Raw genomic sequence first — 24,314 nt, 5'->3', positions numbered from 1 at the left:
ACGTCGCGCTGTGTGCCGGCACCTCACCGATCTATGATGCGACAGGCAAGTGGACTCCCAATGGTGGCGTCACCCCACCACCGCCCGACCCAGTGACCCTGAATGGCACGCACGCTGACGGTACTGCTGCAGCCAATGCGATGAATGGTTTAGGGGGCAAAGATACAATCCGCTCGCTTGGCGGCAATGGCACGGTGAAAGGTGGCGCAGGAAATGAGCGCATCGAGGGCGAGCTCGGCGATGATCGCATGCTTGGTGACGCCGGTCGCGAGGTCATGATCGGCGGGTTTGGCGGCGATAGCTTTGTCTTCGGCACTGGCGACCGGGTGACAGGTTTCTCTGCCGCACAGGTCGACGAGATCCTATTCCTGGCCTCTCGCGGTCTCGACTTCGGCGATATTGCTGTCTCCTCGGATAGGACCGGAGCAACCATTTACGTTGGTGGGCAGACGATGCGTCTTGAAGGTGCCACCCAACCCTTCGATCTCGGCAATCATATCAAGTTCGACGACCAAACGAGTTTTGACTTCCTCTGAACGACATAAGCAGTTTTTTGCGGGGTGCAATTCAGGTTGCATCCCGCTTTTCATCTGGACCCATCATTGGCTGGTCAAGCCATTGCGCCGCTAAGCGCTTGGTTTGCAGTAGCTGTCTTGCGTCCAAGCATCTGGGTTGAAATGGCGATTTAAATCACCGCGATATCGACGGCCAGACGAGCGACCTGTTCGCGGATGTCGGGGATGGCGGTGATCTCCCAGAACGCTGCGCGCGAGGCGGGGCCTATGACATGAATGCGCGGGCTGACCGAGCCGTCTTGACGGATCAGGCGGCATTGGCCATCGACCTCGAGCCCGATGCGCAACGGGTCGATGCGGGCGGCCTTTTGGGCCAGCAGGCTGGCCACCAAGGGCGAGGCATTCCTTTCGGGATCGCGGCGGATACCCCGGCAATCAATGATGCGCGAAGCGGTGATTGCATCGGTCTGTTTGCTGCCGAAGGGACGAATATAGGCGAAAAAACCACCCTCGGGCCGCACAACGGCGTCTTGGAAGGCGGCTTTGCGGATGGTGAGTTGACCGTCCAGAATGGCCTGATGCAAGGCGGCCTGTGATTGCGGTGGGATGCGGTGGCGGTGCACGTCCCACCATGTCGCGGCGTGGCGCAGAAAGCGGGCGCGCTCGGGCACCGGCAGACCGCGCCACAGGGTTGCGACATGCGGACGGATGCCATCGATGGCATCGCGCCATGTGCCGCCCTGAGCGATGGCGGCGCGGGCCAGACCGCGGGCCCATGCCAGCAGGGTTGAAGCCGTCGCCCCGTGCGGCAGGTGTTTGCTGTCGAGGTGCATCGGCTTGGTGGCGGTGTGATCGCGCGGCAACAGGCCTCGGCGCGACAGCGACAGGATCGGCCCGGTGTGGCCCGAGCGCAGGATTGTCAGCACCTGATCCACCATCGACAGACCCGAGCCGATGATGATGATGCGCGATTGCGGCGGTGGCGGCTCCTGGGGAGTCCAACCGTCGGTCAGCGGCCATTCGCGGGCTTGGTCGGGGACGACATGACCGGTTGCCAGCACGGCGCGGTCGGCTTGCAAGGTTTGGCCATTGGCAAGATGCAGGATGACGCCAGAGTCGCTTTCGGTCAGATCGGTGACGTGTTGATAGATGCGGGTCAGGCGGGGGTCGGCATCCCATTCAGCCAGAAGCGCGCCGAGATAACTGCCATAGGTGGCCCGGCTGACAAAGCCTTGATCGCTGACCGTGGTGTCCTGGTGGCGTTGCAGCCAAGCATGGAAATGCTGTGAGTCCTCGGAGAAACCGCTCATGTTATGGACGCGGGTGTTCAGCAGATGCTCGGGGTCGATGGTGCTATAGGCGACGCCAGTGCCCATCGCGCCCGAGCGTTCAATCAGCGTGACACGGGCGGTGCTGGGTTGCCGTAGCAGATGCACGGCCATCAGCACGCCGCTGGCACCGCCGCCGATGATGGCGACATGCGCGCCTTTCGGCGGGCCGGAGGACAGATTGGCCGAAGGGCCGTTGCCCGAGGTCGGGGGGGTGAACAGGTCTTTCATACCAGACCTATGGCAATCAGGCTGACGATGGTGATCGCCAGCAGCGCCGAGGCCGCCCAAATATGCGCGGGTTCAGCAGGCGCGGGGGGAGTGTCGATGCCTTGGCTGGCAAGGTAGGCCTCAAGACCGGGATCATAACCGCAGTAGAACATCGGATGTCTCCTATCGTTGGGGGGAAAGTGAAACGGCGGCGTGCCGGATGGGCAGGCGGGGCGCTGATTGCAGCAGCAAATCATCGCGCAGCTGCTTGCCCGCGGGCCAAGGACCGAAGCCTGCGTCGGTGTTGATATGGCCAGCAAAACCGAGATCGATCAGATCGGCCTGCCAGGTTGCCGCAAGCTGGCGGGCACGGGGGAAGCGCATCCAAGGATCGTTGCGGCTGGCAACCACCGTGGCCGGAACGTGCAGCGGCAGTTCGCGGATTGGTGCAAAGCTTTGAATACGCGGCTGACCGTCGGGTTCGGCGGGGGCGACCAACAGGGCCCCGCGGACGTTCAGTTGCGGCCAGGCGTTCAGAACGCGGGCGATCAGGACGGCACCGAGGCTGTGGCCAACCAGCACCGCGCCGGGGTGGCGCAGGATAGTGCCTGCGAGTTCCGCCTCCCACCGCACGGGATCGGGGCGCGCGGGATCAGAGAGATCGACCATCAGCGCTTGGGTATCGGTTGCGGCCCACCAATGCTGCCAATGTGGCGCGAGTGATCCATCCAGACCGGGAACCAGAAGCGTTTTCACCATAGCAGCCTCACGTTGTTGCTTATAATTACTCTATCAAACTAATCGTGATTTATTTTTCCAAAGATCGGTTGGGTGGGGGAATGTATTGCCTGTGTCGGGGCTGAATTTGAACGCAGACCGCTTCCCGACATGGGCAAGCACCCGACGACCGGGTGATGAGTCTTCATTGCGCCATCTAGGATCGGCCTGATCGGCCGCTGAGGAGCATTGCGTTCAAACCGGTGCTATTCTTGGGGGCGAGGCTAAGCCTGCGCAGACGGGCCGAGGTTTAGTCGATGCCAAAGATGCTGCTGACCGGATCTCCAGCCGCAAGGCGGCGGCTCCATTCGGCTTCCAGCACCAGTTTGGCTTCGGCGGCCTCGATCAGTTCGGCGAGACGGTCAACAGGGAGAGCGATCAACCCATCATCATCGCCTAGGATCAGATCGCCGGGCTGCACCACACAGCCACCCACACTGACCGCGATGTTCACCGCACCATGTGCAGCACTCGTTGGGCCGCGTGGGGTGACAGAGCGGCTATAGACAGAGAAATCGGCAAGGCCCGCCAGCGTGGCAGTGTCGCGGATCGCCCCATCGCAGATGATCCCGGCAGCGCCCTGCGCGTGCAACTGCCCGCCCAGCACATCACCGATCATCGCGTTGGTGGCATGGCCCGCGGCGGCGATCACCAGCACCTGACCGGGGCCAGTCTGTCCGATGGCATGCAGCACCGCGCCGAAATCGGGGGCGACACAATAGGCGGTGACGGCGCGCGCGCAAAGGCGAGGCTGCTGGCCAGCGGGGCACAGGGGCCGAATTTGCGGGCTGATTTGCTGGCTGGGGGCCAGATCAACCGCCACGGCAACCGGGATGCGCCGCCAGCGATTCAGCAGGTCGGGTGACAGTGGATCGAGCGTCGGATTGGCTTGTGTCACGGGCATTTGGTGTCCTTTGAGGATAGAAGGGCCAGCCGACCATGTGGCGGCTGGCCGTAGCTGTTATTGCCGCACACGCATCCCGCGCGCTGGATCGAAGGCAAGCGGCTTATCGGATTTCGGCAGCGGCGCTTCGGCCACTTCACCCACCGAGATGCCATATTGCCAATCCGGTGGGCAGATCGCGATGTAGCGAGCATAGCCACCCAAGCCGCCGCCAAACTTCGGAAAGCCGATGGCGACCAGCGCGCCGACTGGGGGCACTTTATCAAGGTTTGCCACGCCCTCGGCCTGTGCAAAGCCGTTGTGCATCAGCCAGTATTCGCCTTCCAATGTCGGGGTGGCATCGGTGTCCAAGGGCTCGTGACCGTGGAACAGGATCTTGCGCTCCAGATGCAGAAATTTCAGCGCATCCAGACCGACACCGGGGAAAGGTTTGCGCTTGGCAAGTTCGGGGTCTGGCCAATCTTTTGACCAGCCCGAGCGGACGAAGACCACCGATCCTTCGGGAATTGTGCCATACTGGGCTTCAAAATCTGTGATGTCAGAGACTTGCAGTGCATAGCCAAAGTCTTTTTCCACCTTATCTTCGATGTTGATGACCACCAGCGGGCGGATGGTGTAGGTGGCGGGCAGCTCATCAATCGCGGGATATTCCGGAGCCCAATGCGCGGGTGGGTCCAGCTGGGTGCCAAGCTGGTCGGTTTGCAGGACATAGTTTGTGGCCTCAAACCCGTGTTTTTCAAATGTGAACACCTCGCCTTTCGCCGCGTAGCCATCGAGGTCGGTGCCCGCTTTGGCAGGCGAGAAGGTGGAATTTCCAAAACCGCTCCAGACCGGGATATCGGGGGTGATCGTGTGGGTCAGATCAACGTATTTCGCCGATTTGAAGGTGTCGTTGTAGACCTGCCAGAGGCCAGGCTCTTCGGCGCGGACCGGGGTGGTAAGCGCCAGAGCAAACAGCGGGGCGATGGGTAGAAACGTCTTCAGGTTCATTGCAGTGCCTTTCATGTTTGAGGAGGTGGAAGGTCAGGCAGCTTCGGTGAGGCAGGCGCGGGTGGCGGCGGCCAGTCTGCGGATGCCTTCGGCTAATCTCTCCGGGTCGTTGAAGGTGAAGTTGATGCGGATGGCGCGGCGGTTTTGGCCTGTCGGGTCGAAGACGCTGGAGGGCGTGACACAGACGCCGTGGGCGAGGGCCGCGCGCAGAAGGTGGTCGGTGTTCAGCGCTGGATTGCGGGCGGTGGCCCAGACGAACATGCCGCCTGACGGGGTTTGCCAATCGAACAGGTCTGCCAGATGGGTGTGCATTGCGGCGCAGAGGGCATCGCGGCGGTCGCGGTAGAGGCTTAGGATGTTGGGCAGGATGCTGTCGGTCAGGCCCGAGGTGAAGGCATCGAGCGTGATGCGCTGGCTGAGGCCGGAGGTGGACATATCCGAGCCTTGTTTGGCCATCACGAGGGCTTGGATCATCTGAGGCGCGGCGATCACCCAACCGACGCGCAGGCCGGGGGCGAGTTCTTTTGACAGAGTGCCGAGGTAGATTACCGGGCCGTTGTAAGGCGTGCCTGTGGCGGCGAGGGTCAGCATACGCGGCAGGGGCGGGCTGTCGTAATAGAGTGTGCCGTAGGGATCGTCTTCGATCAGCCAAGTGCCCGTGGTCTGGGCGGCGGCGACAAGGGCTTGGCGGTCTTCAAGTGGCACCAGGCGCCCGGTGGGGTTGGAGAAATTCGGCACGGTGTAGGCGAATTGCGCGCCGTGCAGGGCGGTTGCGGGGGTGAAGTCGTTGGCCTCCAGCCGCATCGGGCGGTAGCTGGGGCGGCGGGGGCGCCATGCGTCGAGTGCGCCGAGATAGGCCGGGGTTTGTGCGGCGATCAGGCTGCCTTCCTCCAGCAAAACCTTGCCGATCAGATCAAGGCCCTGCATGCCGCCTGAGGTGATCAGCACGTTTTGGCGCGAGAGGTGCAGGCCGGGGGCGTTGAAACGGTCGGCGATCAGATCGCGCAGGGCGGGCAGGCCTTCGATCGGGGCGTAGGCGAGGGCGTTGGTGGGGTGGTCGGTGATGGCGCGGGCGGCGAGGTCGGACAGGGCGGTGATCGGCCAAGTGGCCGGGTCAGGGAGGCCGCCCGCCATGTTGATCAGGCCGGGAATTTGGCCTGCAGAGAGGAAAATTTGCGTCACATCATTGGTGTCGCTCAGCCATTTGGCGAAGGCGGGGCGTGGGGGGATGGGTTGTGGCATGATGTGAGACTCGTTGTTTGGCGGAAAGATTACGGCAAGATTTGTGGGGAAACTCTGCAAATACTTGCAGGTGAGACAGATTTCTTGCAGTTATTCTCTACACACTCGCCATTTTTGAGAGACTATCGCTATGCTTGATCTCGACTCGATTGATCACCGGATTCTGGACGTGCTGCGGCGGGATGGCCGGATTTCGATGCTGGATTTGGCGGATCAGGTCGGGTTATCGCCGACGCCCTGCGGGCGCAGGGTGAAGCGGATGGAGGAGGCCGGGGTGATCACCGGCTATGCGGCGCAGATCGACCGGCGGGCTTTGGGGCTGCAGGTCTGCGTGCTGGTCTCGGTGCGGTTGGCGCGGCATGGGCCGGAGGGAACACGGGAGTTTCTGTCGGCTGTGGCAAAGCATCCTGAGATTACCGAATGCCTGCTGGTGACGGGCAATCTGGATTACATGCTGCGGATTTGGGTGCGCGATATTGAGGCTTTGGGGGTCTTCATCCGCGATGTGCTGCAATCTATCCCCGCCGTGGCGGAAACCACGACGATGGTTATTCTGAAACAGGATGGTGCGCCGGGCTAATGGCCTGTTGGGCGTGCGCCCGGCGTTAAGCCCGCGATACGTTCAACCATGCTGGCGGCGTCGATGCCGAAATGGCGGTAAAGATCGCCAATCGTGCCGGTCTGGCCGAAATGCTCGACACCCAGCGGGATGGTGCGATGGCCGCGCACGCCGCCGAGCCATGCGAGGGTGGCTGGATGGCCATCTATCACCGTCAGCAGAGTGCAATGCGCGGGAAGGGTGCCGAGCAGGTGTTCGATGTGGGAAATCGCGGCTTGGTTGCCACGGGCGCGGGCGCGTTGGGCGGCTGTCCAACCTGCGTTCAACCGATCTGCGGAAGTGACGGCCAGCACGCCCACATCGCGGCGGGTTTCGGCAAGAAGGCCAGCGGCTTTGATCGCTTCGGGGGCGATGACGCCTTGGTAGGCGATCACCACATCGCAGTTTGGCCCCGGTGGGCGCAGCCAGTAGCCGCCGTCGATGGCACCTTGGCGGAAGGCCTGATCGGCACGTTGGCCCGGTTGCTCGATAGGGTTGGTGGAAAGCCGCAGATAGACAGCGCCGCCAGTTTCATCGCGCAGCCATGTGCGCTCATCCGGGTCGCCCGCGCCATCGCGCTGCAGGTAGTCAAAGGCCCAAGCCATGATGACGGCCAGTTCATCGACAAAGGCGGGCTCGAAGGCGGCGAGGCCATCTTGCGCCATGCCGATCAGGGGCGCGGCGATGGATTGATGCGCGCCGCCTTCAGGGGCGAGGGTGACGCCGGAGGGGGTGCCGACGATGATAAAGCGGGCGTCTTGGTAGCAGGCGTAGTTCAGCGCATCGAGGCCGCGGGCGACGAAGGGATCATAGACCGTGCCGATCGGGATCAGACGTTTGCCGAACAGCGCGTGCGACAGGCCAGCAGCACCCAGCAGCAGAAACAGGTTCATCTCGGCAATGCCCAACTCAATATGCTGGCCTGCGGGGGTGAAGTCCCATTTCGCGGTGGAGGCGATTTTCTGATCCTGAAAGGTGTCCGCCTGTGCAGTGCGGGCGAACAGTTTGCGACGATTGACCCAAGGGCCGAGGTTGGTGGTGCCTGTCACATCGGGCGAAGTGGTGACGATGCGGGCGGCGAGATCGGAATCGCCCTTCGCCAGATCGTCGAGGATTTTGCCGAAGCCCATTTGGGTGGAAATATCGCGATCCGATCCGGCGGTGATCTGCGGCACTTGGAGAGTGGCGTCGGTGAAATGACGCGGGCCATTGGCGAAGAAGGGAACCTTTGTAAGGAAGTTTTTGAGCCCGTTGGGGTCGGCGACGGTGGCGAAGGGTTCCCATTCCTGCCCCTCTGACACGGCCATACGCGCCTGCCATTCAGCCATCTGCGATTTCGTCATCAGGCCGCCGTGGTTGTCTTTGTGGCCCGCAATCGGGGTGCCCCAGCCTTTGATCGTATAGGCGAGAAAGCAGGTGGGGCGATCATGATCTATGGCAGCGAAGGTTTCGGCCATGGTCTGCACGCAGTTGCCGCCGAGGTTTTCCATCAGTTCGGCCAGTTCGGCATCGCTGCGGCGCGCGATCAAGGCACTAACCTCGCCCTGATCGCCAAGATCGTCGAGCAGATGCTGCCGCCAGACCGCACCGCCCATATAGGTGAGCGCGGCATAAAGCTGGTTTGGGCAGGCGTCGATCCAATCGCGCAGAGCTTCGCCGCCGGGTTCAGCAAAGGCGGCGCGTTGCAGCGCACCGTATTTGATGCGGACCACGTCCCAGCCGAAAGCCTGGAACACGGTTTCGACACGCTGGAACAGGCCCTCGCGCACGATGCCATCCAGCGACTGGCGATTATAGTCGATGATCCACCAGGTGTTGCGCAGATCGTGTTTCCAGCCTTCCTGCAGACATTCGTAGATATTGCCCTCGTCCAACTCGGCATCGCCAACCAGCGCCACCATCCGGCCCAAGGGCAGGCCCTGCCCCCAAGTTTTCGCCGCAATGTAATCCTGCACAATCGAGGCAAACGAGGTGATCGCGACCCCCAGGCCCACCGAACCGGTTGAGAAATCTACGTCATCGCCGTCTTTGGTGCGGCTGGGATAGCTTTGCACCCCGTGATAGCCGCGAAAGTTCTGCATCTTCTCAAGCGTGAGGTTGCCCATCAGATAGTGCATCGCGTGGAAGATCGGCGATGCGTGCGGTTTCACCGCCACCCGATCTTCGGGCCGCAGAGCCGAGAAATACAGCGCCGTCATGATCGACACCATCGAGGCAGACGAGGCCTGATGACCGCCGATCTTGATCGCATCGACTTTCGGGCGGACGTGGTTGGCGTGGTGGATCATCCAATGCGACAGCCACAACAAGCGCTGCTCGATGGTCTTCAGATGGGGCATTTTGGCGGTTTCCTGCGACAGCTGTGGTATTGGCTGTGGTATATCGCCAATCCTAAGGTGAATCTCGGCTTTATCATGCATTATTTGCCTGATATCTGGTGGTAATGACCATAAATCGAGAAGTATGTAACGATGTCCGCCAATCTGGATCGCTTTGATATTGAAATCCTGCGGGTATTGCAAAAGGACGGCCGCCTGACGATCAACGATCTCAGCACGCAGATCGGTCTGAGCCCCTCACCCGTTGCCCGTCGTCTGCGGTTGCTGGAGCAGGCCGATATCATCACTGGCTATGCCGCGCTGATCGACGAGGCGGCGCTGGGCTTTGGTGTTTCGGTGTTCGTGTCTGTGCAGTTGGACAAGCAGGTCGATGAAGCGTTGGCGGCGTTTGAGGCCGCAATTGCTGACTTTCCCGAGGTGGTGGATTGCTGGTTGATGACGGGCAATCGCGATTATCTGCTGCGGGTGGCGACCTCGGGTCTGCCGGAGTTTGAGCGATTTCTGGTGGGGCGGTTGACCAAAGTGCGGGGTGTGGCGTCGATTGAGTCGTCTATCCCGCTGCGGCGGGTCAAGGCCGGGTTGGCGCGGGTGCCTTAGCGGGGTCGGTGCGACTCGGGCTTTCAGTGCAGAGAGCGCGCCCAAAGACAAAACTTTTGGCAAGGTGTGGTTGTGCAGCATAGAGTTGCTGTTGGGGTTGAAAAATAACACGATCTATTTCATCGTGTTTTTAGATTGATAGGTCTAACCTTGGGCATCGGCGGCTGATTGGCCGCGCTGCCACCATCAAGGATCAGATCATGTCGCTTACCGCTTTCAAACTTTCGCGCCGCGCGCTGTTGGCTGCGGCAACTGCGCTTGTGCTGCCACTGACTGCGCAGGCTGACAGCGTGCCTGTGCAGGGTGGCACGCTGATTTATCTGGATCAGCAGGCGCATACGGCGCTGTATCCACCAGCCGGGGGATTTTACCCCAATAGCGGGGTGCTGAGCCAGATCACCGACAAACTGACCTGGCAGAACCCGGCGACTTTAGAGATTGAGCCCTGGATTGCCGAGTCGTGGCAGATCAACGCGGATTTCACGGAGTTTACCTTTAAGATCCGCCCCGGTGTGTCGTTCTCGGATGGCACACCGCTGGATTCGGCAGCGGTGGCTGCGAATTTTGACAGCTATGGTCTGGGCAAACCAGATCAGAATTTCCGGCCTTCGGAAGTGCTGAACAATTATGAGAAATCGGAAGTCATCGACCCGCTGACGGTGAAATTCACCTTCAAAAGACCCTCGCCGGGGTTCTTGCAAGGCACATCGGTGATTGGGTCGGGATTGGTGGCGCAGGCAACTTTGGCGCGGAAGTTTGACGAATTGGGCGATGCGACCAAAGTGATCGGCTCGGGGCCGTTCGTTGTGGCCAGCGAGACAGTGGGCACCGAGATTCTGTTCAAGGCGCGCGAGGATTACAACTGGGCACCGAAAAGCTTCGCGCATCAGGGCCGGGCTTATCTGGATGAAATCCGCCTTCTGATCGTGCCAGAGGATTCGGTGCGGATTGGCGCGCTGTTGTCGGGCCAAGCCGATGTGGTGCGGCAGATTCAGGCCTATGATGAGGCGCAGATCACCAGTGCTGGCTTCCAACTGTTTGCGCCGCCGACGCGAGGCATCAACAACTCGGTGGTATTCCGACCAGATAACCCGTTGGTGGCAGACGTGAAAGTGCGGCAGGCATTACTGCATGGCACGGATACCAAAGAGATCGTCACGACGATTTTCTCGGAACATTATCCGCAGGCAACCTCTATTCTAGCCTCGACTGCGCAGGGCTACGTCAATCTGGCCGACAAGCTGGCGTTTGATCCGGTGCTGGCCGCCAAGTTGCTGGATGAGGCGGGTTGGACTCTGAATACGACGGGCAAGCGCGAGAAGGACGGCGTCGAGTTGATCCTGACCGCCTATGAATCGCTGCCGCAGCCGCAAAACCGCGCGGCGCTGCAACTGATCTCGCAGCAATGGGCCAAGCTGGGGGTCACGCTGAACGTGCTGCCGGGGGATGCGGGGACGGCGACGGTGGATAATCTGGACCCAGCGAAAACGCCGGTGTCGCCCGCGATGGTGGGTCGTGCTGACCCGGATGTGATCAAGAGCCAGTATTATCCGACCAATCGCAACGTGCTGCTGCAGACCGGCGGCGTGGCGACCGAGGTGAAAAGCTTCAGCGATGCCAAGCTGAACGGCCTGTTGGAGGGGATTGCGTCGGAAGTTGATCCGGCCAAGCGGCTGGAGCTGGTGGCCGAGGTGCAGGGCTATGTCGTGGATCAAGCTTATGCGATCCCGATTTTTGAAGAACCGCAAGTGTTTGCCGCTGCCCCCTATGTCAGCGGCATTGTGTTCGAGGCCGTCGGGCGTCCGTCTTTCTACAGTGTTTCCAAAGGCAACGCCACGCAGTGACGCCTCGATCCGCGCGCTCGTCCCCTCCGGGCGCGCGGTTTTATTCCCGGAGACAACCCGATGACACATCTGATTTCGCGACTGGGCCAAGGCGCTTTGGTGCTGCTGGCTACTTTCACCATCTCGTTCATTCTGGTGCAGATGATGCCGGGGGACGCGGTGTTGATTCGGTTTCTGAACCCGGAAATGGGGATGACGCCGGAAGATATTGCGCGAATCCGGGTGTTTTATGGCTCAGATGCGCCGATCCTCGTGCAGTATTTTCAATCACTGTTGGCGGTATTGTCAGGCGATTTCGGCTATTCGGTGCAGTCGGGTGTGCCTGTGGCGCAAGAGATTGCCACCAACCTGCCGCCGACCTTGCTGCTCGCGAGTTTGGGCCTGCTGACCGCGCTGGGGCTGGCGTTTGTGCTGGCTTGGGGGGCGGTTCTGGGGCCGTGGCCTGCGTTGCGGCGCTGGATCGGATCGGTGCCGGCGCTGATGGTGTCGGTGCCGGTGTTCTGGGTGGGTATTACGTTGATTCAACTGGTGTCGTTCAAGCTGGGTTGGGTTTCGGTGATCGCGCCGGGACCGTGGGAAAAGCTGGTGCTGCCGGTTCTGACGCTGGCGCTGCCGATTGCCGCACCGATTGCGCAAATTCTGATCCGCAATATCGAGGATGTCTCAACCCGCGCCTTTGTTCCGGTGGCCCGTGCCAAGGGTCTGTCGCGTGGGGCGGTGTTGTGGGGCCATGTGCTGCGCAACGCGGCTTTGCCAACACTGGCCATTGCCGGGGTGCTGCTGGGCGAGTTGATCGCGGGGGCGGTAGTGACGGAAACCGTGTTCGGACTGAATGGTTTGGGGCGGTTGGCGGAACGATCCGTGCGCACGCAGGATATCGCGGTGTTGCAGGCGATTGTGTTGATCTCGGCGGCGGCTTTTGTCGCGATTTCCTTTCTTGTCGATCTTGTGTCGCTGGTGATTGATCCCCGCCTGCGCGCCAACCGGAGCCTTGCAGCATGACCGTTCAGGATACGCTTTTGCCGCGCCGGAGCCGCGCCCTGCCCCGATTGCAAGTCGCGACCCGCCCCGGACTGGCCTTGGCTGTCGCGGTGCTGGCCGTGGTGACGCTGTGGGCTGTGCTGCCCAGCGCCTTCACCAGCTTCAATCCGGTGGCGGGGGTGCCTGCTTATAAACTGCAAGCACCGGGGGCGGCGCATTGGTTAGGCAGCGATGAGTTGGGCCGCGATGTGCTGGCACGGCTGATTTATGGTGCACGGCAATCGCTGGCCGGTGCAGTTGTTGCCGTCGCGGTTGGATTGTCGGTTGGTAGCCTGCTGGGGGTGCTCGCCGGATCGGTGGGAGGCTGGCCTGAGCAGGCGATCTTGCGGCTGATCGACGTGTTGCTGTCGATCCCGGCGCTGCTGCTGTCGCTGGCGCTGATCGTGATCTTGGGCTTTGGCACGCTGCAGGTGGCCGTGGCGGTAGGTGTCACCGCGATTGCCGGGTTTGCGCGGCTGATCTGGGCCGAGGTGGTGACGGTGCGGCGCAGCGAGTATGTCGAGGCCGCGTTTGGATCGGGCGGGCGGTTCTTTGCGGTGCTGTGGCGGCATGTGCTGCCGAACGCTGTGACCTCGGTGCTGGCCTATGCGGCGATCCAGTTTGGCTGGGCGATTCTGCAAATCTCGACGCTGGGATTTTTGGGCTATGGCGCGCCGCCACCAACGCCGGAATGGGGCCTGATGATCGCCGAGGGGCGGAACTACATGACAACCTCGTGGTGGCTGACTTTGTTTCCCGGTCTGGTGGTGATCGCCACGGTACTGGCGACAAATGCCGTAGGCCATGCGCTGACCCGGAGGTTGCAATGAACGATCCTGTTCTGGCAATTCGCAATTTATCGGTGTCATACGCCGCGACGGATGGCGGGCGCACGCGGGTGCTGCACGATCTGTCCTTGAGCATCGGTGCAGGTGAAGTGGTGGCTTTGGTGGGCGAAAGTGGCTCGGGCAAGACCACCACGGCGCAATCGGTGATTGGTTTGCTGGCGGAAGGCGCGTGGATTGAGAGCGGCTCGATCCGGCTTTTGGGGCAAGAGCTGACGACCTTGCGCGATGCGGCGTTGAACGGCATCCGGGGCCGGGTGGTCAGCCTGATCCCGCAAGACCCCGGTGCCTCGCTGAACCCGGTGCGCACGATTGGCGGGCAGGTTGCGGAAGTGCTGGCGGCGCATGGCGTGCCGCGCGCGCTGCGGCGGGAGCGGGTGATCGAGTTGCTGGGCCGCGTGGGGCTGAATGAGCCGGAACGACGCTTTGACCAATATCCACACGTGTTGTCAGGTGGCATGAAGCAGCGGGTCCTGATCGCGATTGCCATCGCTTTGGAGCCCGCGCTGATCATCGCAGATGAGCCGACCAGCGCGCTGGATGTCACGGTGCAGCGGCGTATCCTTGATTTGATCGACGATCTCCGGCGCAAGACGGGCACGGCGGTGCTGCTCGTGACGCATGATCTGGCGGTGGCGGCGGATCGCGCCGACCGGATCGTAGTGCTGAAATCCGGGCGGGTGCAGGAACAGGGCGTAGTGGCGGACGTGCTGCGCGCACCCAGCAGCGCCTATGCGCGGCAGTTGCTGGCGGATGCCCCGGCCTTTGCTGCGGCGCGGGTGCGGCCTGTGCCGCTGGGTGGGAATACCGCCGTGCGGGTCGAGGATTTGCGGGTGGAGTTTGTGCAGCGCAGGGCAGTGGCGTTTCGCGCGGTGGATGGGCTTTCCTTCTCTGTGCCACGCGGGACCACCCATGCGATTGTCGGCGAAAGCGGTTCGGGCAAGACCAGCGCAATGCGGGCGATTGTGGGGTTGGCGCGGCCGACCTCGGGGCGGATCGTGATTGGTGGACAAGAAATCACCGCCAAGCGCGGCGAGGATTTGCGGCAGTTTCGGCGGCAAATTCAGCTGGTCTACCAGAACCCGTGGGGCTCGCTGGACCCGCGCCAGACGGTCGGTCAGATCATCGCCGAGCCGTTGACCAATTTTGAACCCGTGGCCAAAGCCGAGCGTGAAGCGCGGGTGCGGGCTATTCTGGACCGCGTGGCTTTGCCGCCCGAGGTGCTGGATCGCCGCCCTGCAGCGCTTTCTGGCGGGCAAAGGCAGCGCGTCGCCATCGCCCGCGCGCTGATCCTGAACCCGCAGGTCGTGGTGTTGGATGAGGCGGTTTCGGCTTTGGATGTCACCGTGCAGGCGCAGATTTTGCGGCTGCTGGATGATTTGCAGCGCGATCTTGGCCTGACCTATCTGTTTGTTTCACATGACCTTTCGGTGGTGCGCGCCATTGCGGACACCGTGACGGTGTTGCACAAAGGCCAACCCGTCGAAACTGGCCCGGTCGCCCAAGTTTTCGCCTATCCTGCATCCGAACACACCCGTGCGTTGATCGACGCCATTCCGGGGGCGAAACGCGCCCCTGCCCTGCAAGGAGCCTGAACCATGAGCCGCAAACGCATCGGGTTTTTCACCCGCCTGCTGGACGACGTGCCTGCGCCAGAGCGCTACCGCTTGGCCACAGCGCAAATCCGCCATGCTGAGGCGCTGGGCTATCATGCGGCTTGGGTGGCGCAGCACCATTTCAATGGGGCGGAGGGGGGATTGCCCTCGCCCTTCCCGTTCCTGTCCTATGTCGCGGCGCAAACCTCGCGCATCCGCTTGGGGACAGGGGTTGTGACGCTGACGATGGAGGATCCGGTGCGGGTGGCCGAGGACGCGGTGGTGACCGATGCTCTGTCAGGTGGGCGGCTGGAGATAGGCGTGGGATCGGGCGGCACGCCGTCATCCTTCACCGCATTTGGCCGCGATTTCGCGGATCGGCGGGGGGTGTATGATGCGCATCTGGCGACGCTGCGCAAAGCTTGGGTTGGCGATGCTTTGCCGGGGGACAATCGGCTTTATCCGGCGGCGGCGGGATTGGATCAGCGGGTGTGGCAGGCGACGTTCTCGGTCGGGGGCGGCATCAAAGCAGGGCAAGACGGCGACGGGTTGCTGTTGTCGCGCACCCAGCCACGACCAAAAGATACCCCGCTCGCCAGTCTTGCTGATCTGCAGCTGCCGATTGTTGAGTCCTATCACGCCAACCTGCCCTCAGGCGTGGCACCGCGAATTCTGGCCTCACGCTCGGTGTTCGTGGCGGACACCCGGGCAGAGGCGCGGGCTTTGGCTGAGGACGGTTTGCGTAAGGTTGCCCAGCACTTTCAGTCGATTGGCCATGTCTTCCCCGGCGATACGCTGGATGATCTGATCTTCGCGATGGATTGCCATGTTGGCACACCAGAGGAGGTCGCCGAGTCTTTGGCGGCGGATCGGGTGCTGGATCATGCCACCGAAATCGCGGTGCAGGTGCATTCGGTGGACCCGCCGCATGACTTCATCCTGCGCTCGATTGAATTGTTCGCAACCCAAGTCGCCCCCGCCTTGGGGTGGATCGAAACCCCCTATCCGGCGCGCCTGCGGGCCACTGCTGTTTGAGATTTGACGAAAGGAAACGCCATGATCACTCTGATTGACCGCCTTGTCGGGATTGATCCCGGATCGCCGTTAGACACCAGTTTTGCTGCACGCGCAGAGGCGCGGGCGCAGGCGGAGCTTAGCTATCAACTGCTGCTGCATCCTTTTGATGCGGGGGCGGTGTCGCTGTTGGAGCGTCATGCCATCGCCGCCTTTGTCGCGGTGCTGCATGATCAGCCGGAAACCCGCGCCTATTATCGGGCGCTGCTAGAGCGCAGTGATGCGGGTGGGATTGCGGCAGTGGTTTTGCGGGAAGCCGAGGCTGCGCGCACCACTGGCCCTTACGGCTATTTCCCGAAAGGCCCGCTGTCGGTCGAAGATCGCGCAGGGTTGATTTACCGCGTCTCATCCGAGGTTCGAGCGACATTGGGAGATCAGCTCTCCGCTGCTTTGGAGCAGGCGCATCTGTTGGTGCTGCATCCGCGCGATGCCTCGCAGGCCGGGCTGCAGAGCCTGTTGGATGCGGGCTGGAGCACGACGGGCGTCGTTGTGCTGTCGCAGCTGGTGGCATTTCTCAGCTTTCAGATCCGCGTCGTCTTTGGCCTGCGAGCGGTTGCTGCCGCCCATGCCGCCACTGCTATTCCCGCCTGAGGATATTATGACCGATACTGTGATCACCCACCCCGACAATCATGAACCCGTCAGCTTCACCGCCGATGAACTGGGCTGGCTGCCTTGGTTGCAACCACTGGCTGAGACCGATCTAACCGAGCGGCATTGGGCCGGGTTGGTGGATAGATCCCGCTCGAAATCCGAATATTTCATGCTGCTGGCGCATGACCCGGAAGTTTTGGGCGCGCGTACCCGCACCGATAAGGACATATTCTACAACACAAAGGGCGGGCTGCCTCGGGCCGAGCGCGAATTGGCGGCGGCGGCAGTGTCGCGGCTGAACGGTTGCATCTTCTGCGCCTCGGTGCATGCGCGATTTGCCATTCATCATCTGAAGCGTGCAGATGAGGTGAATGTGCTGCTGGAGGAGGGTATCCCTTCGCCTTTGCTTGGGCGCAATGGCGCGGTGGTCAGCGCGGCTGCGGCACTGTCGCAGACGCCGCCCGCTTTTAGGGCGGCAGAGTCGGCGGCGCTGTTGGAGGCTGGGTTTGACGTGCAAGAGCAGGTCGATCTGGTGCTGTCGGCATCGTTCTTCAACTGGGCCAATCGGCTGATGCTGTCGATTGGCGAGCCTTCCCCCGCGGCGGCCTAAGCCCCAACCCGTCTGAATTTGGGTGCAATGGGTCAACCAAATTCGGACGCAAGGACTGATTCTTTCGCCCTCCCATCGACGCCCTCGGCACATGGCGTCGCCAAACATGTCGATATTTCAGCCGAACTTTAGATGGAATCGGCAAAAAAGTATCAGCCTTGCCGCCCTACTGTAGTAGTCTGCCCCTACCCGCCCTGTTAGCTTTGTCAGACGCCACGGAGAAACCTGCCGGGCCAGACGACGCAATCACCGGGCCCTGAGTCTGGATTTGCGCAGGGAGGAGACGCGGATGAAACCGGATCTAGAGGTCGTCCAGATTGGACGCTCGGAATCTTTCAAGGCCTGGGCGCATGGCTATCCGTATCACACGGTGCGCTGGCACTTTCACCCGGAATACGAAATTCATCATGTGGTGGCGACGTCGGGCCATTACTTTGTTGGCGATTTCATTGGTAATTTTGAACCCGGCAATCTGGTGCTGACCGGGCCGAACCTGCCGCATAACTGGGTCAGCCATCTCGCCGAGGGCGAAAGCGTGCCGCTGCGAGGGCGCGTGTTGCAATTTACCGAAGAGTTTATCGGCGATGCCATGGCACTGCTGCCGGAACTGGCCGCCTGTGAAGGGCTGCTGGAAACCAGCCGTCGGGGGGCGCTGTTCAGCCCGGCGACCGCCGAGGCCGCAGCGCCGCTGTTGGCAGAGCTTGTGACCGCGCAGGGCATTCGGCGGATTGAAGTTTTCATCGGTTTGCTGGGCCTGTTGCAGCGGGCCGAAGTGACCACACTCACCTCGACGAATTACCTGCCAGACCCTTCCGGCTTCATGTCGACCGGGATCAACGAGGCGCTGGCCTATATCAACACCAACCTGACGGAGCCGTTCAGCGAGAGCGATCTGGCTGCGATTGCGGGGCTTTCGCCCTCGGCGTTTTCGCGCAGCTTTCGCCGGCACACCGGGCAGGCCTTGGTGAAATACGTCAACCGCTTGCGGATCAATCTGGCCTGCCAGTTGCTGATGGGCAGGGATGAGATGAAGATCACCGATGTGTGTTTTTCTTCTGGTTTCAACAACATATCCAACTTTAACCGGCAGTTTCAGGCGCAAAAGGGCATGACGCCCTCGCGCTTTCGCGAACTGCTGGCCGAGAACCAAAACCCGGCCCTCGCGGCCTGACAGCGGGAGATATTCAGCCATAGGCCAAGCCCGGCGGGAGGAGGACCCCGCCCCGGCAAATCTTGTGGCGAAGACCCGGCTCGACTGAAGGCAAAAGGTAACGGTGGCAGACCCCTACTGCACCCGCTTGGCCGTGCTTTGCCCGATGACAAGCCGACAAGCCTCGGCGGTGCTGACCCGCGCCGCCGAGGTTCCAACAAAACCGGTCAACATGGAGGACGACCAATGAAACTTATCGTATCGCATCTGGCGGGTGCCTTGGCGCTGTCGACAGCCCTGATCTCTGGCGCGGCTTTCGCGCAAACCGCTGGCACGGTGGCGTTTCTGATGCCCGACCAAGCCTCGACCCGCTATGAGCAGCACGATTTTCCCGGCTTTGAGGCCGAGATGAAAAAGCTGTGTGCCGATTGCACGGTGATCTATCAGAACGCCAACGCCGATGTGGCGCTGCAACAGCAGCAATTCAACTCGGTGATCACCCAGGGCGCTAAAGTGATCGTACTGGACCCGGTCGACAGCAGTGCCGCCGCCGCTTTGGTCAGCCTTGCGCAAAGTCAGGGTATCAAGGTGATCGCTTATGACCGACCGATCCCCGACAAGCCCGCCGATTACTATGTTTCATTTGACAACAAAGGCATCGGCAAAGCGATTGCGGAATCGCTGATGGCGCATCTGAAAGACCTCGGCCTGCCCACCGACAAGGGTGGCGTATTGCAGATCAACGGCTCGCCCACCGATGCCGCGGCCGGGTTGATCAAAGACGGTATCCATGAAGGCATCGCGGCCAGCGGCTATGCGACTTTGGCCGAATTCGACACCCCGGATTGGGCCCCGCCGAAAGCGCAGGAATGGGCCGCGGGCCAGATCACCCGCTTTGGTGCCGATATCATCGGTGTGGTCGCGGCAAATGATGGCACGGGTGGCGGTGCGGTTGCCGCGTTCAAAGCGGCAGGCGTGGACCCCGTTCCACCCGTGACCGGCAACGACGCGACCTTGGCCGCGCTGCAACTGATCATCGCGGGCGATCAATACAACACCATCTCGAAACCTTCGGAAATCGTGGCGGCAGCTGCGGCACAAGTTGCGGTGCAGTTCCTGAATGGCGAAACCCCGAAAGCCGAAATGAGCCTCTATGACACCCCGTCGCAGCTGTTCGTGCCTGCCGTGGTGACCCGGGAAAACCTGAAGGCCGAGATCATCGACAAGGGCATCCTGACCGCAGCCGAGCTGTGTGTGGATCGCTACGCCGCTGGTTGCGCGGAACTTGGCATCAAGTAACGCGTCCCTGCCGTCTGGGCCGCCCTCCCCGGCCCAGACGGATTTTATCGCTTTGAAAGGAGCCGCCATGTCGGACCGATCCCATTCCCGCAAAGCCCCCGGAGAGCTGCTGCTTTCCTTGCGTGGTATTTCCAAGAATTTCGGCGCGGTGTCGGCGCTGACGGATATTGATCTTGATATCCATGCAGGCGAGGTCGTGGCCTTGGTCGGCGACAATGGTGCTGGCAAATCGACGCTGGTGAAGGTGCTGGCCGGGGTGCATCAACCCTCATCCGGTAGCATTGAGTTCCACGGAAAACCCGTTGCGATGACCAGCCCCTCGGCGGCGTTGCAACTGGGTATTGCAACGGTATTTCAAGATCTTGCCCTGTGTGAAAACCTGGATGTGGTGGCGAATATCTTTCTGGGGCAGGAACTTAAGCCGCTGCGGCTGGACGAGGTCGCAATGGAGGTTCGCGCCTGGACGCTGCTGAACGAGCTGGCCGCGCGTATTCCTTCTGTGCGAGAGCCCATCGCATCATTGTCAGGTGGCCAGCGGCAGACCGTCGCTATCGCGCGATCTTTGCTGCTGGACCCGAAGATCATCATGCTGGACGAACCCACCGCTGCGCTTGGCGTGGCGCAGACCGCTGAGGTTCTGAACCTTGTGGAGCGGGTGCGTGACAAGGGGCTGGGCGTGATCATGATCAGCCACAACATGGAAGATGTCCGTGCTGTTGCCGACCGCATCGTGGTGCTGCGCTTGGGGCGCAACAATGGTGTGTTCACACCAGATGCCAGCAATCAAGAACTTGTAGGCGCCATCACTGGGGCCACCGATAACGCCGTCTCGCGCCGTGCCGAGCGGTTGCGCGAAGCCGCAGGAGAACAGCAATGAGCCAGAAACTTGGAAGCCAGCAATTAGACCGCGCCGATGCGCGCGTGACCCATGCCACCGGGCTTTCCGGCACCATCAAAGCGTTCTGGGATCGGGTGAAATCCGGCGATCTGGGGTCTTTGCCCGTGGTGGTCGGCTTGGCGATCATCTGGACGGTGTTTACCGCATTGAACCCGATTTTCCTGTCGCCAAACAACCTTGTGAATCTGTTGTTCGATTGCTCGACCACCGGAGTGATCGCTTTGGGCATCGTCTGCGTGCTGATGCTGGGCGAAATTGACCTGTCGGTCGGCTCGATGAGCGGCGTCGGATCGGCTCTGGTCGGGGTGATCTGGGTCAACCAAGGCGTGCCGTTGCCTGTCGCCATCGGCACCGCCGTGGCCTTAGGTGCGCTGATTGGCGCGGTCTATGCCGCCCTGCGCAATCGACTGGGGATGCCGAGTTTCGTGTCCACCCTGTCCGGGCTGCTGGCCCTGCTGGGCTTGCAGCTTTACATGCTGGGCGCGACGGGCTCGATCAACCTGCCTTATGGCTCGAAAATGGTTGAGTTTGGCCAGTTGATGATCCTGCCCGCGTGGCTGTCCTATACGTTGGCGCTGATCCCCGGCATTGTGATGCTGGTGGTTGGGCGTTCCACCAATGCGCGGCGTAGGGCGGCAAACCTGTCGGCGGGATCGTCCTCGGGTCTCGTGCTGAAAGCGGTTCTGACCACCATCGCCCTACTGGCTATCGTCGCCTACCTAAGCCTTGGTCGCGGTGTGCCGTGGATGTTCGCGCTGTTTGTGGCGCTGGTTCTGGCAATGAATTACGCGCTGACCCGCACGCAATGGGGCCGTTCAATGAAAGCCGTGGGCGGCAATGCCGAAGCGGCGCGGCGCGCGGGGATCAACGTGCGTGCCATCTATATCAGTGCCTTTGCGCTGTGTTCGAGCCTTGCGGCGCTAGGAGGTGTGCTGTCTGCGGCGCGCCTAGCCTCCTCCAGCCAACAGGCAGGCACGGGCGACGTTAACCTGAACGCCATCGCAGCGGCAGTCATCGGTGGCACCAGCCTGTTTGGCGGACGGGGCTCGGCGTTCTCAGCCCTGTTGGGGATCATCGTGATCCAATCCATCGCCAATGGGCTGACGCTGCTGAACCTGTCGTCATCCCTGCGCTACATGATCACCGGGGCGGTTCTGGCCATTGCCGTGATCGTAGACAGCCTTGCCCGCCAAAGCCGTGCCTCGCATGGCCGGGCTTAATTCAGGAATATGATCATGTCACAAGAGTTGAATGGAAAAGTGGCCGCCGTGACCGGGGCGGCCTCGGGGATCGGGCTGGAATGTGCCAAGGCGATGCTGTCGGCCGGGGCGCGGGTGGTGCTGATCGACCGTGCCGGGGATAGGCTGGCTGCCCTGTGTGCCGAACTTGGGCCGGATGCTATCCCCCTAGTGATTGATCTGACCAGCCCTGCCAGTGTGGCGACGATGATGCCGCAGATTCTGGCGAAGGCCGGGCAGCTGGATATCTTCCACGCCAATGCCGGGGCTTATGTTGGTGGCGATGTGGTGACGGGCGATCCTGACGCATGGGACCGGATGTTGAACCTGAACATCAACGCCTCGTTCCGCACCATCCAAGCCGTGCTGCCGCATATGGTTGAACGGCAGACAGGGGATATCCTGATGACGTCCTCCATTGCGGGCATCGTGCCGGTGGTGTGGGAGCCGATCTACACTGCGTCGAAATTCGCGGTGCAGGCGTTTGTGCATACGGTGCGGCGTCAGGTTGCCAAGCATGGCATTCGGGTTGGCGCGGTGTGCCCCGGCCCGGTTGTCACCGCCCTGCTGGATGATTGGCCCAAGGCGAAGATGGACGAGGCTTTGGCAAATGGCAGCCTGATGATGCCGAAGGAAGTCGCGGATGCGGTCTTGTTCATGTTGACCCGCCCGCGCAATGTGACGATCCGGGATCTGGTGATCCTGCCCAACTCGGTGGATTTGTAGCATGTACCTGATCGGCATTGACGTTGGCACCGGCAGCGCGCGCGCCGGGGTATTCGACGCGAAGGGCGCAATGCTGGCCTCGGCCAAAGCCGATCTGGTAATGTGGCGCGAGGCGGGGTCGATTGTCGAGCAATCCTCAGATCAGGTCTGGGATGCCGTCTGCCAATCGGTGCGTGGGGCGGTGAAAGCGGCAGGGATTGTTCCGGCAGAGGTGGCGGGGATCGGCTTTGACGCCACCTGTTCGCTGGTGGTGCTGGGCGCGGGCGGGGTTCCGCTAGCGGTCGGGCCATCGGAAGACGCGGCCCGCAATATCATCGTCTGGATGGATCACCGCGCTTTGGCACAGGCCGAGCGGATCAATGCCGCAGGGCATGATGTGCTGAAATATGTCGGCGGCGTGATCTCGCCCGAGATGGAGACGCCAAAGCTGCTCTGGCTGCACGAAAACCGCCCAGCGACCTTCAATGCGGCGGCGGATTTCTTCGATCTGGCCGATTTCCTGACATGGAAAGCTTCTGGCAGCCGCGCGCGGTCTACTTGCACCGTCACTTGCAAATGGACCTACCTCGCGCATGAAAAACGCTGGGATGCGAGTTACTTTCAGCAGATCGGGTTGGGCGTACTGGCGGATGAAGGCTTTGCCCGCATCGGCACCGAGATGGTTGAACCCGGCACGGCGCTGGCGCAAGGGTTGACGGCTGAGGCCGCCGATGACCTTGGGCTGTGCGCGGGAACCCCGGTCGCGGCGGGGCTGATCGACGCCCATGCTGGGGGTGTCGGCACCGTTGGCGCGCTGGGAGCGGATGCGACCGAGAATATGGCCTATGTGTTTGGCACCTCATCCTGTACTATGACCACCACGGCAAAGCCGCAGTTCGTTCCCGGCGTTTGGGGGCCGTATTTCTCGGCGATGGTGCCGAACATGTGGCTGAACGAAGGTGGCCAGTCGGCTGCCGGAGCCGCGATTGATCACTTGCTGAAGCTGCACCCCGCCCATGCCGACGCGAAAACTGCGGCCAAAGCTGCGGGACTGCCGTTGGCGGTCTGGCTGGCCAATCAGGCGGCGGAGACCTCGGCCAACCCCTCGGATGCGGTCGACCTAGCCGGGGGGGTGCATGTGGTGCCGGAATTTTTGGGCAACCGCGCGCCTTTCGCTGATCCACATGCCCGCGCGCTAATTGCGGGCTTGGGGATGGAGGAAGACCTTGCCAGCCTTGTGCAGCTGTATGTCGCGGGTCTCTGCGGTATCGGCTATGGCTTGCGGCAGATCATCGACACGCAGGCGGCCCATGGTGCGCCGATCAAGCGGGTGATGATCAGCGGGGGTGCGGGGCAGCATGATCTGGTGCGGCAAGTTTTGGCTGACAGCACGGGGGTGACGGTGGTGGCGACAGCGGCGGAGGAGCCGGTGCTGCTGGGTTCGGCGATCTTGGCGGCGGTTGCGGCGGGGCGCTATGGGTCGATCCCGCAGGCGATGGCGGCGATGTCGCGGCCGAAGCAAAGCTTTCCGCCCAGTCTGGGGCGGCATATTGGGGTCCACAGCGCCCGGTATGAGGCCTTCAAGGCATTGCAAAACGCGGCGCGTTTGGTGCGCAACACGGCCTGAAGCGGCGGTCCCAACTCGGGACCAAATTTTATTGTTATATATCTGTTGGTTAGGGTAGCCACATTAAGGATTTGTTAAGGTTTGGCGCGCGGCCACGGCCTCGGAGGGATGTGGTACACTGTTTCTGCTTCTGATTCCAAAGAGCCTTTGGCGTAAATCTCTGGTTTTGGTGGCTTCGACAAACGGAGTCTGCGACCCATTGAGCGCGCAAATTCCGCGCTTTCGGCGGTTCAAGTCAATCAATGCAGGGTTGGCAATGCAGGGCTGGTTGAGTTTGCGGGGGTTTGCGCCTATCACCATGTCACTCAAAGCAAT

General features: G+C 61.7%; 24 protein-coding genes. 17 read left to right on the top strand and 7 right to left on the bottom strand.

Going from position 1 to position 24,314, the window contains the following annotated elements:
• Window positions 1–92: 92 nt before the first annotated feature.
• Window positions 93–536, top strand: a complete 444-nt coding sequence (locus tag U1A24_RS08010; RefSeq protein ID WP_322321456.1) for a hypothetical protein — start codon at window positions 93–95, stop codon at window positions 534–536.
• A gap of 149 nt (window positions 537–685) precedes the next feature.
• Here U1A24_RS08010 and U1A24_RS08005 read toward each other — a convergent pair whose 3' ends face one another.
• From U1A24_RS08005 to U1A24_RS07980, 6 genes are all read right to left on the bottom strand, one after another.
• Entirely contained in the window at window positions 686–2,074 is a 1,389-nt protein-coding gene (locus tag U1A24_RS08005; RefSeq protein WP_322321455.1) for an FAD/NAD(P)-binding protein, read from the bottom strand.
• The gene (locus tag U1A24_RS08000; RefSeq protein WP_322321454.1) at window positions 2,071–2,226 is read right to left on the bottom strand and encodes a hypothetical protein; all 156 of its coding nucleotides are present in this window, start codon (window positions 2,224–2,226) and stop codon (window positions 2,071–2,073) included. Before U1A24_RS08000 ends, U1A24_RS08005 begins: the two co-directional genes overlap by 4 nt.
• 10 nt (window positions 2,227–2,236) lie before the next feature.
• Entirely contained in the window at window positions 2,237–2,812 is a 576-nt protein-coding gene (locus tag U1A24_RS07995) for an RBBP9/YdeN family alpha/beta hydrolase (protein WP_322321453.1), read from the bottom strand.
• Between the two features lie 268 nt (window positions 2,813–3,080).
• Window positions 3,081–3,734, bottom strand: coding sequence for a hypothetical protein (locus U1A24_RS07990; RefSeq protein WP_322321452.1), 654 nt, complete (start codon window positions 3,732–3,734; stop codon window positions 3,081–3,083).
• Between the two features lie 57 nt (window positions 3,735–3,791).
• Window positions 3,792–4,739 carry a cyclase family protein gene (locus U1A24_RS07985; protein WP_322321451.1) on the bottom strand — a complete coding sequence of 316 codons (948 nt, stop codon included), beginning with the start codon at window positions 4,737–4,739 and terminating at the stop codon, window positions 3,792–3,794.
• 18 nt (window positions 4,740–4,757) lie between these two features.
• Window positions 4,758–5,966 carry a PLP-dependent aminotransferase family protein gene (locus U1A24_RS07980; RefSeq protein WP_322321450.1) on the bottom strand — a complete coding sequence of 403 codons (1,209 nt, stop codon included), beginning with the start codon at window positions 5,964–5,966 and terminating at the stop codon, window positions 4,758–4,760.
• A 130-nt stretch (window positions 5,967–6,096) separates the two neighbouring features.
• On the opposite strand from U1A24_RS07980, the gene U1A24_RS07975 reads away from it, so the two are divergent.
• Window positions 6,097–6,546, top strand: a complete 450-nt coding sequence (locus U1A24_RS07975) for an Lrp/AsnC family transcriptional regulator (RefSeq protein WP_322321449.1) — start codon at window positions 6,097–6,099, stop codon at window positions 6,544–6,546.
• On the opposite strand, the gene U1A24_RS07970 is transcribed toward U1A24_RS07975, so the two are convergent.
• Window positions 6,543–8,903 carry a transketolase gene (locus U1A24_RS07970; protein WP_322321448.1) on the bottom strand — a complete coding sequence of 787 codons (2,361 nt, stop codon included), beginning with the start codon at window positions 8,901–8,903 and terminating at the stop codon, window positions 6,543–6,545. The genes U1A24_RS07975 and U1A24_RS07970 overlap by 4 nt on opposite strands.
• A 132-nt stretch (window positions 8,904–9,035) precedes the next feature.
• Here U1A24_RS07970 and U1A24_RS07965 point away from each other — a divergent pair, with 132 nt between their 5' ends.
• From U1A24_RS07965 to U1A24_RS07895, 15 genes are all read left to right on the top strand, one after another.
• The gene (locus U1A24_RS07965; protein ID WP_322321447.1) at window positions 9,036–9,500 is read left to right on the top strand and encodes an Lrp/AsnC family transcriptional regulator; all 465 of its coding nucleotides are present in this window, start codon (window positions 9,036–9,038) and stop codon (window positions 9,498–9,500) included.
• A 200-nt stretch (window positions 9,501–9,700) separates the two neighbouring features.
• Entirely contained in the window at window positions 9,701–11,344 is a 1,644-nt protein-coding gene (locus tag U1A24_RS07960) for a TIGR04028 family ABC transporter substrate-binding protein (RefSeq protein WP_322321446.1), read from the top strand.
• A 60-nt stretch (window positions 11,345–11,404) separates the two neighbouring features.
• On the top strand, window positions 11,405–12,346 hold the full coding sequence (locus tag U1A24_RS07955; protein WP_322321445.1) for an ABC transporter permease: 942 nt from the start codon (window positions 11,405–11,407) through the stop codon (window positions 12,344–12,346).
• Window positions 12,343–13,194: an ABC transporter permease gene (locus U1A24_RS07950; RefSeq protein ID WP_322321444.1), complete on the top strand. Its 852-nt coding sequence runs from the start codon at window positions 12,343–12,345 to the stop codon at window positions 13,192–13,194. Before U1A24_RS07955 ends, U1A24_RS07950 begins: the two co-directional genes overlap by 4 nt.
• Window positions 13,191–14,804, top strand: coding sequence for an ABC transporter ATP-binding protein (locus tag U1A24_RS07945; RefSeq protein WP_322321443.1), 1,614 nt, complete (start codon window positions 13,191–13,193; stop codon window positions 14,802–14,804). Before U1A24_RS07950 ends, U1A24_RS07945 begins: the two co-directional genes overlap by 4 nt.
• A gap of 3 nt (window positions 14,805–14,807) precedes the next feature.
• Complete coding sequence (locus tag U1A24_RS07940) at window positions 14,808–15,839, top strand: putative FMN-dependent luciferase-like monooxygenase (RefSeq protein ID WP_322321442.1); 1,032 nt, start codon at window positions 14,808–14,810, stop codon at window positions 15,837–15,839.
• 21 nt (window positions 15,840–15,860) lie between these two features.
• Window positions 15,861–16,469 (top strand): CMD domain protein, encoded by a 609-nt coding sequence (locus U1A24_RS07935; protein ID WP_322321441.1) that lies wholly within the window; start codon window positions 15,861–15,863, stop codon window positions 16,467–16,469.
• A gap of 7 nt (window positions 16,470–16,476) precedes the next feature.
• Complete coding sequence (locus U1A24_RS07930) at window positions 16,477–17,082, top strand: alkylhydroperoxidase domain protein (protein WP_322321440.1); 606 nt, start codon at window positions 16,477–16,479, stop codon at window positions 17,080–17,082.
• Between the two features lie 289 nt (window positions 17,083–17,371).
• The gene (locus U1A24_RS07925) at window positions 17,372–18,253 is read left to right on the top strand and encodes an AraC family transcriptional regulator (RefSeq protein WP_322321439.1); all 882 of its coding nucleotides are present in this window, start codon (window positions 17,372–17,374) and stop codon (window positions 18,251–18,253) included.
• A 103-nt stretch (window positions 18,254–18,356) separates the two neighbouring features.
• Window positions 18,357–18,482: a hypothetical protein gene (locus tag U1A24_RS07920; RefSeq protein WP_322321438.1), complete on the top strand. Its 126-nt coding sequence runs from the start codon at window positions 18,357–18,359 to the stop codon at window positions 18,480–18,482.
• Entirely contained in the window at window positions 18,479–19,531 is a 1,053-nt protein-coding gene (locus U1A24_RS07915; RefSeq protein ID WP_322321437.1) for a sugar ABC transporter substrate-binding protein, read from the top strand. The genes U1A24_RS07920 and U1A24_RS07915 overlap by 4 nt, the downstream gene beginning before the upstream one ends.
• 67 nt (window positions 19,532–19,598) lie before the next feature.
• A complete protein-coding gene (locus U1A24_RS07910; RefSeq protein ID WP_322321436.1) occupies window positions 19,599–20,408 on the top strand; it encodes an ATP-binding cassette domain-containing protein in 810 nt (269 codons plus the stop codon).
• The gene (locus U1A24_RS07905; RefSeq protein WP_322321435.1) at window positions 20,405–21,649 is read left to right on the top strand and encodes a sugar ABC transporter permease; all 1,245 of its coding nucleotides are present in this window, start codon (window positions 20,405–20,407) and stop codon (window positions 21,647–21,649) included. The genes U1A24_RS07910 and U1A24_RS07905 overlap by 4 nt, the downstream gene beginning before the upstream one ends.
• Window positions 21,650–21,664: 15 nt before the next feature.
• Window positions 21,665–22,393, top strand: coding sequence for an SDR family oxidoreductase (locus tag U1A24_RS07900; RefSeq protein ID WP_322321434.1), 729 nt, complete (start codon window positions 21,665–21,667; stop codon window positions 22,391–22,393).
• Window position 22,394: 1 nt separating this feature from the next.
• Complete coding sequence (locus tag U1A24_RS07895) at window positions 22,395–23,999, top strand: FGGY-family carbohydrate kinase (protein ID WP_322321433.1); 1,605 nt, start codon at window positions 22,395–22,397, stop codon at window positions 23,997–23,999.
• Window positions 24,000–24,314 lie beyond the last annotated feature (315 nt).

This window comes from Cypionkella sp. (assembly GCF_034376685.1).
Taxonomy (GTDB): Bacteria; Pseudomonadota; Alphaproteobacteria; order Rhodobacterales; family Rhodobacteraceae; genus Cypionkella.
This window is presented reverse-complemented; position numbering and strand designations above follow the sequence as displayed.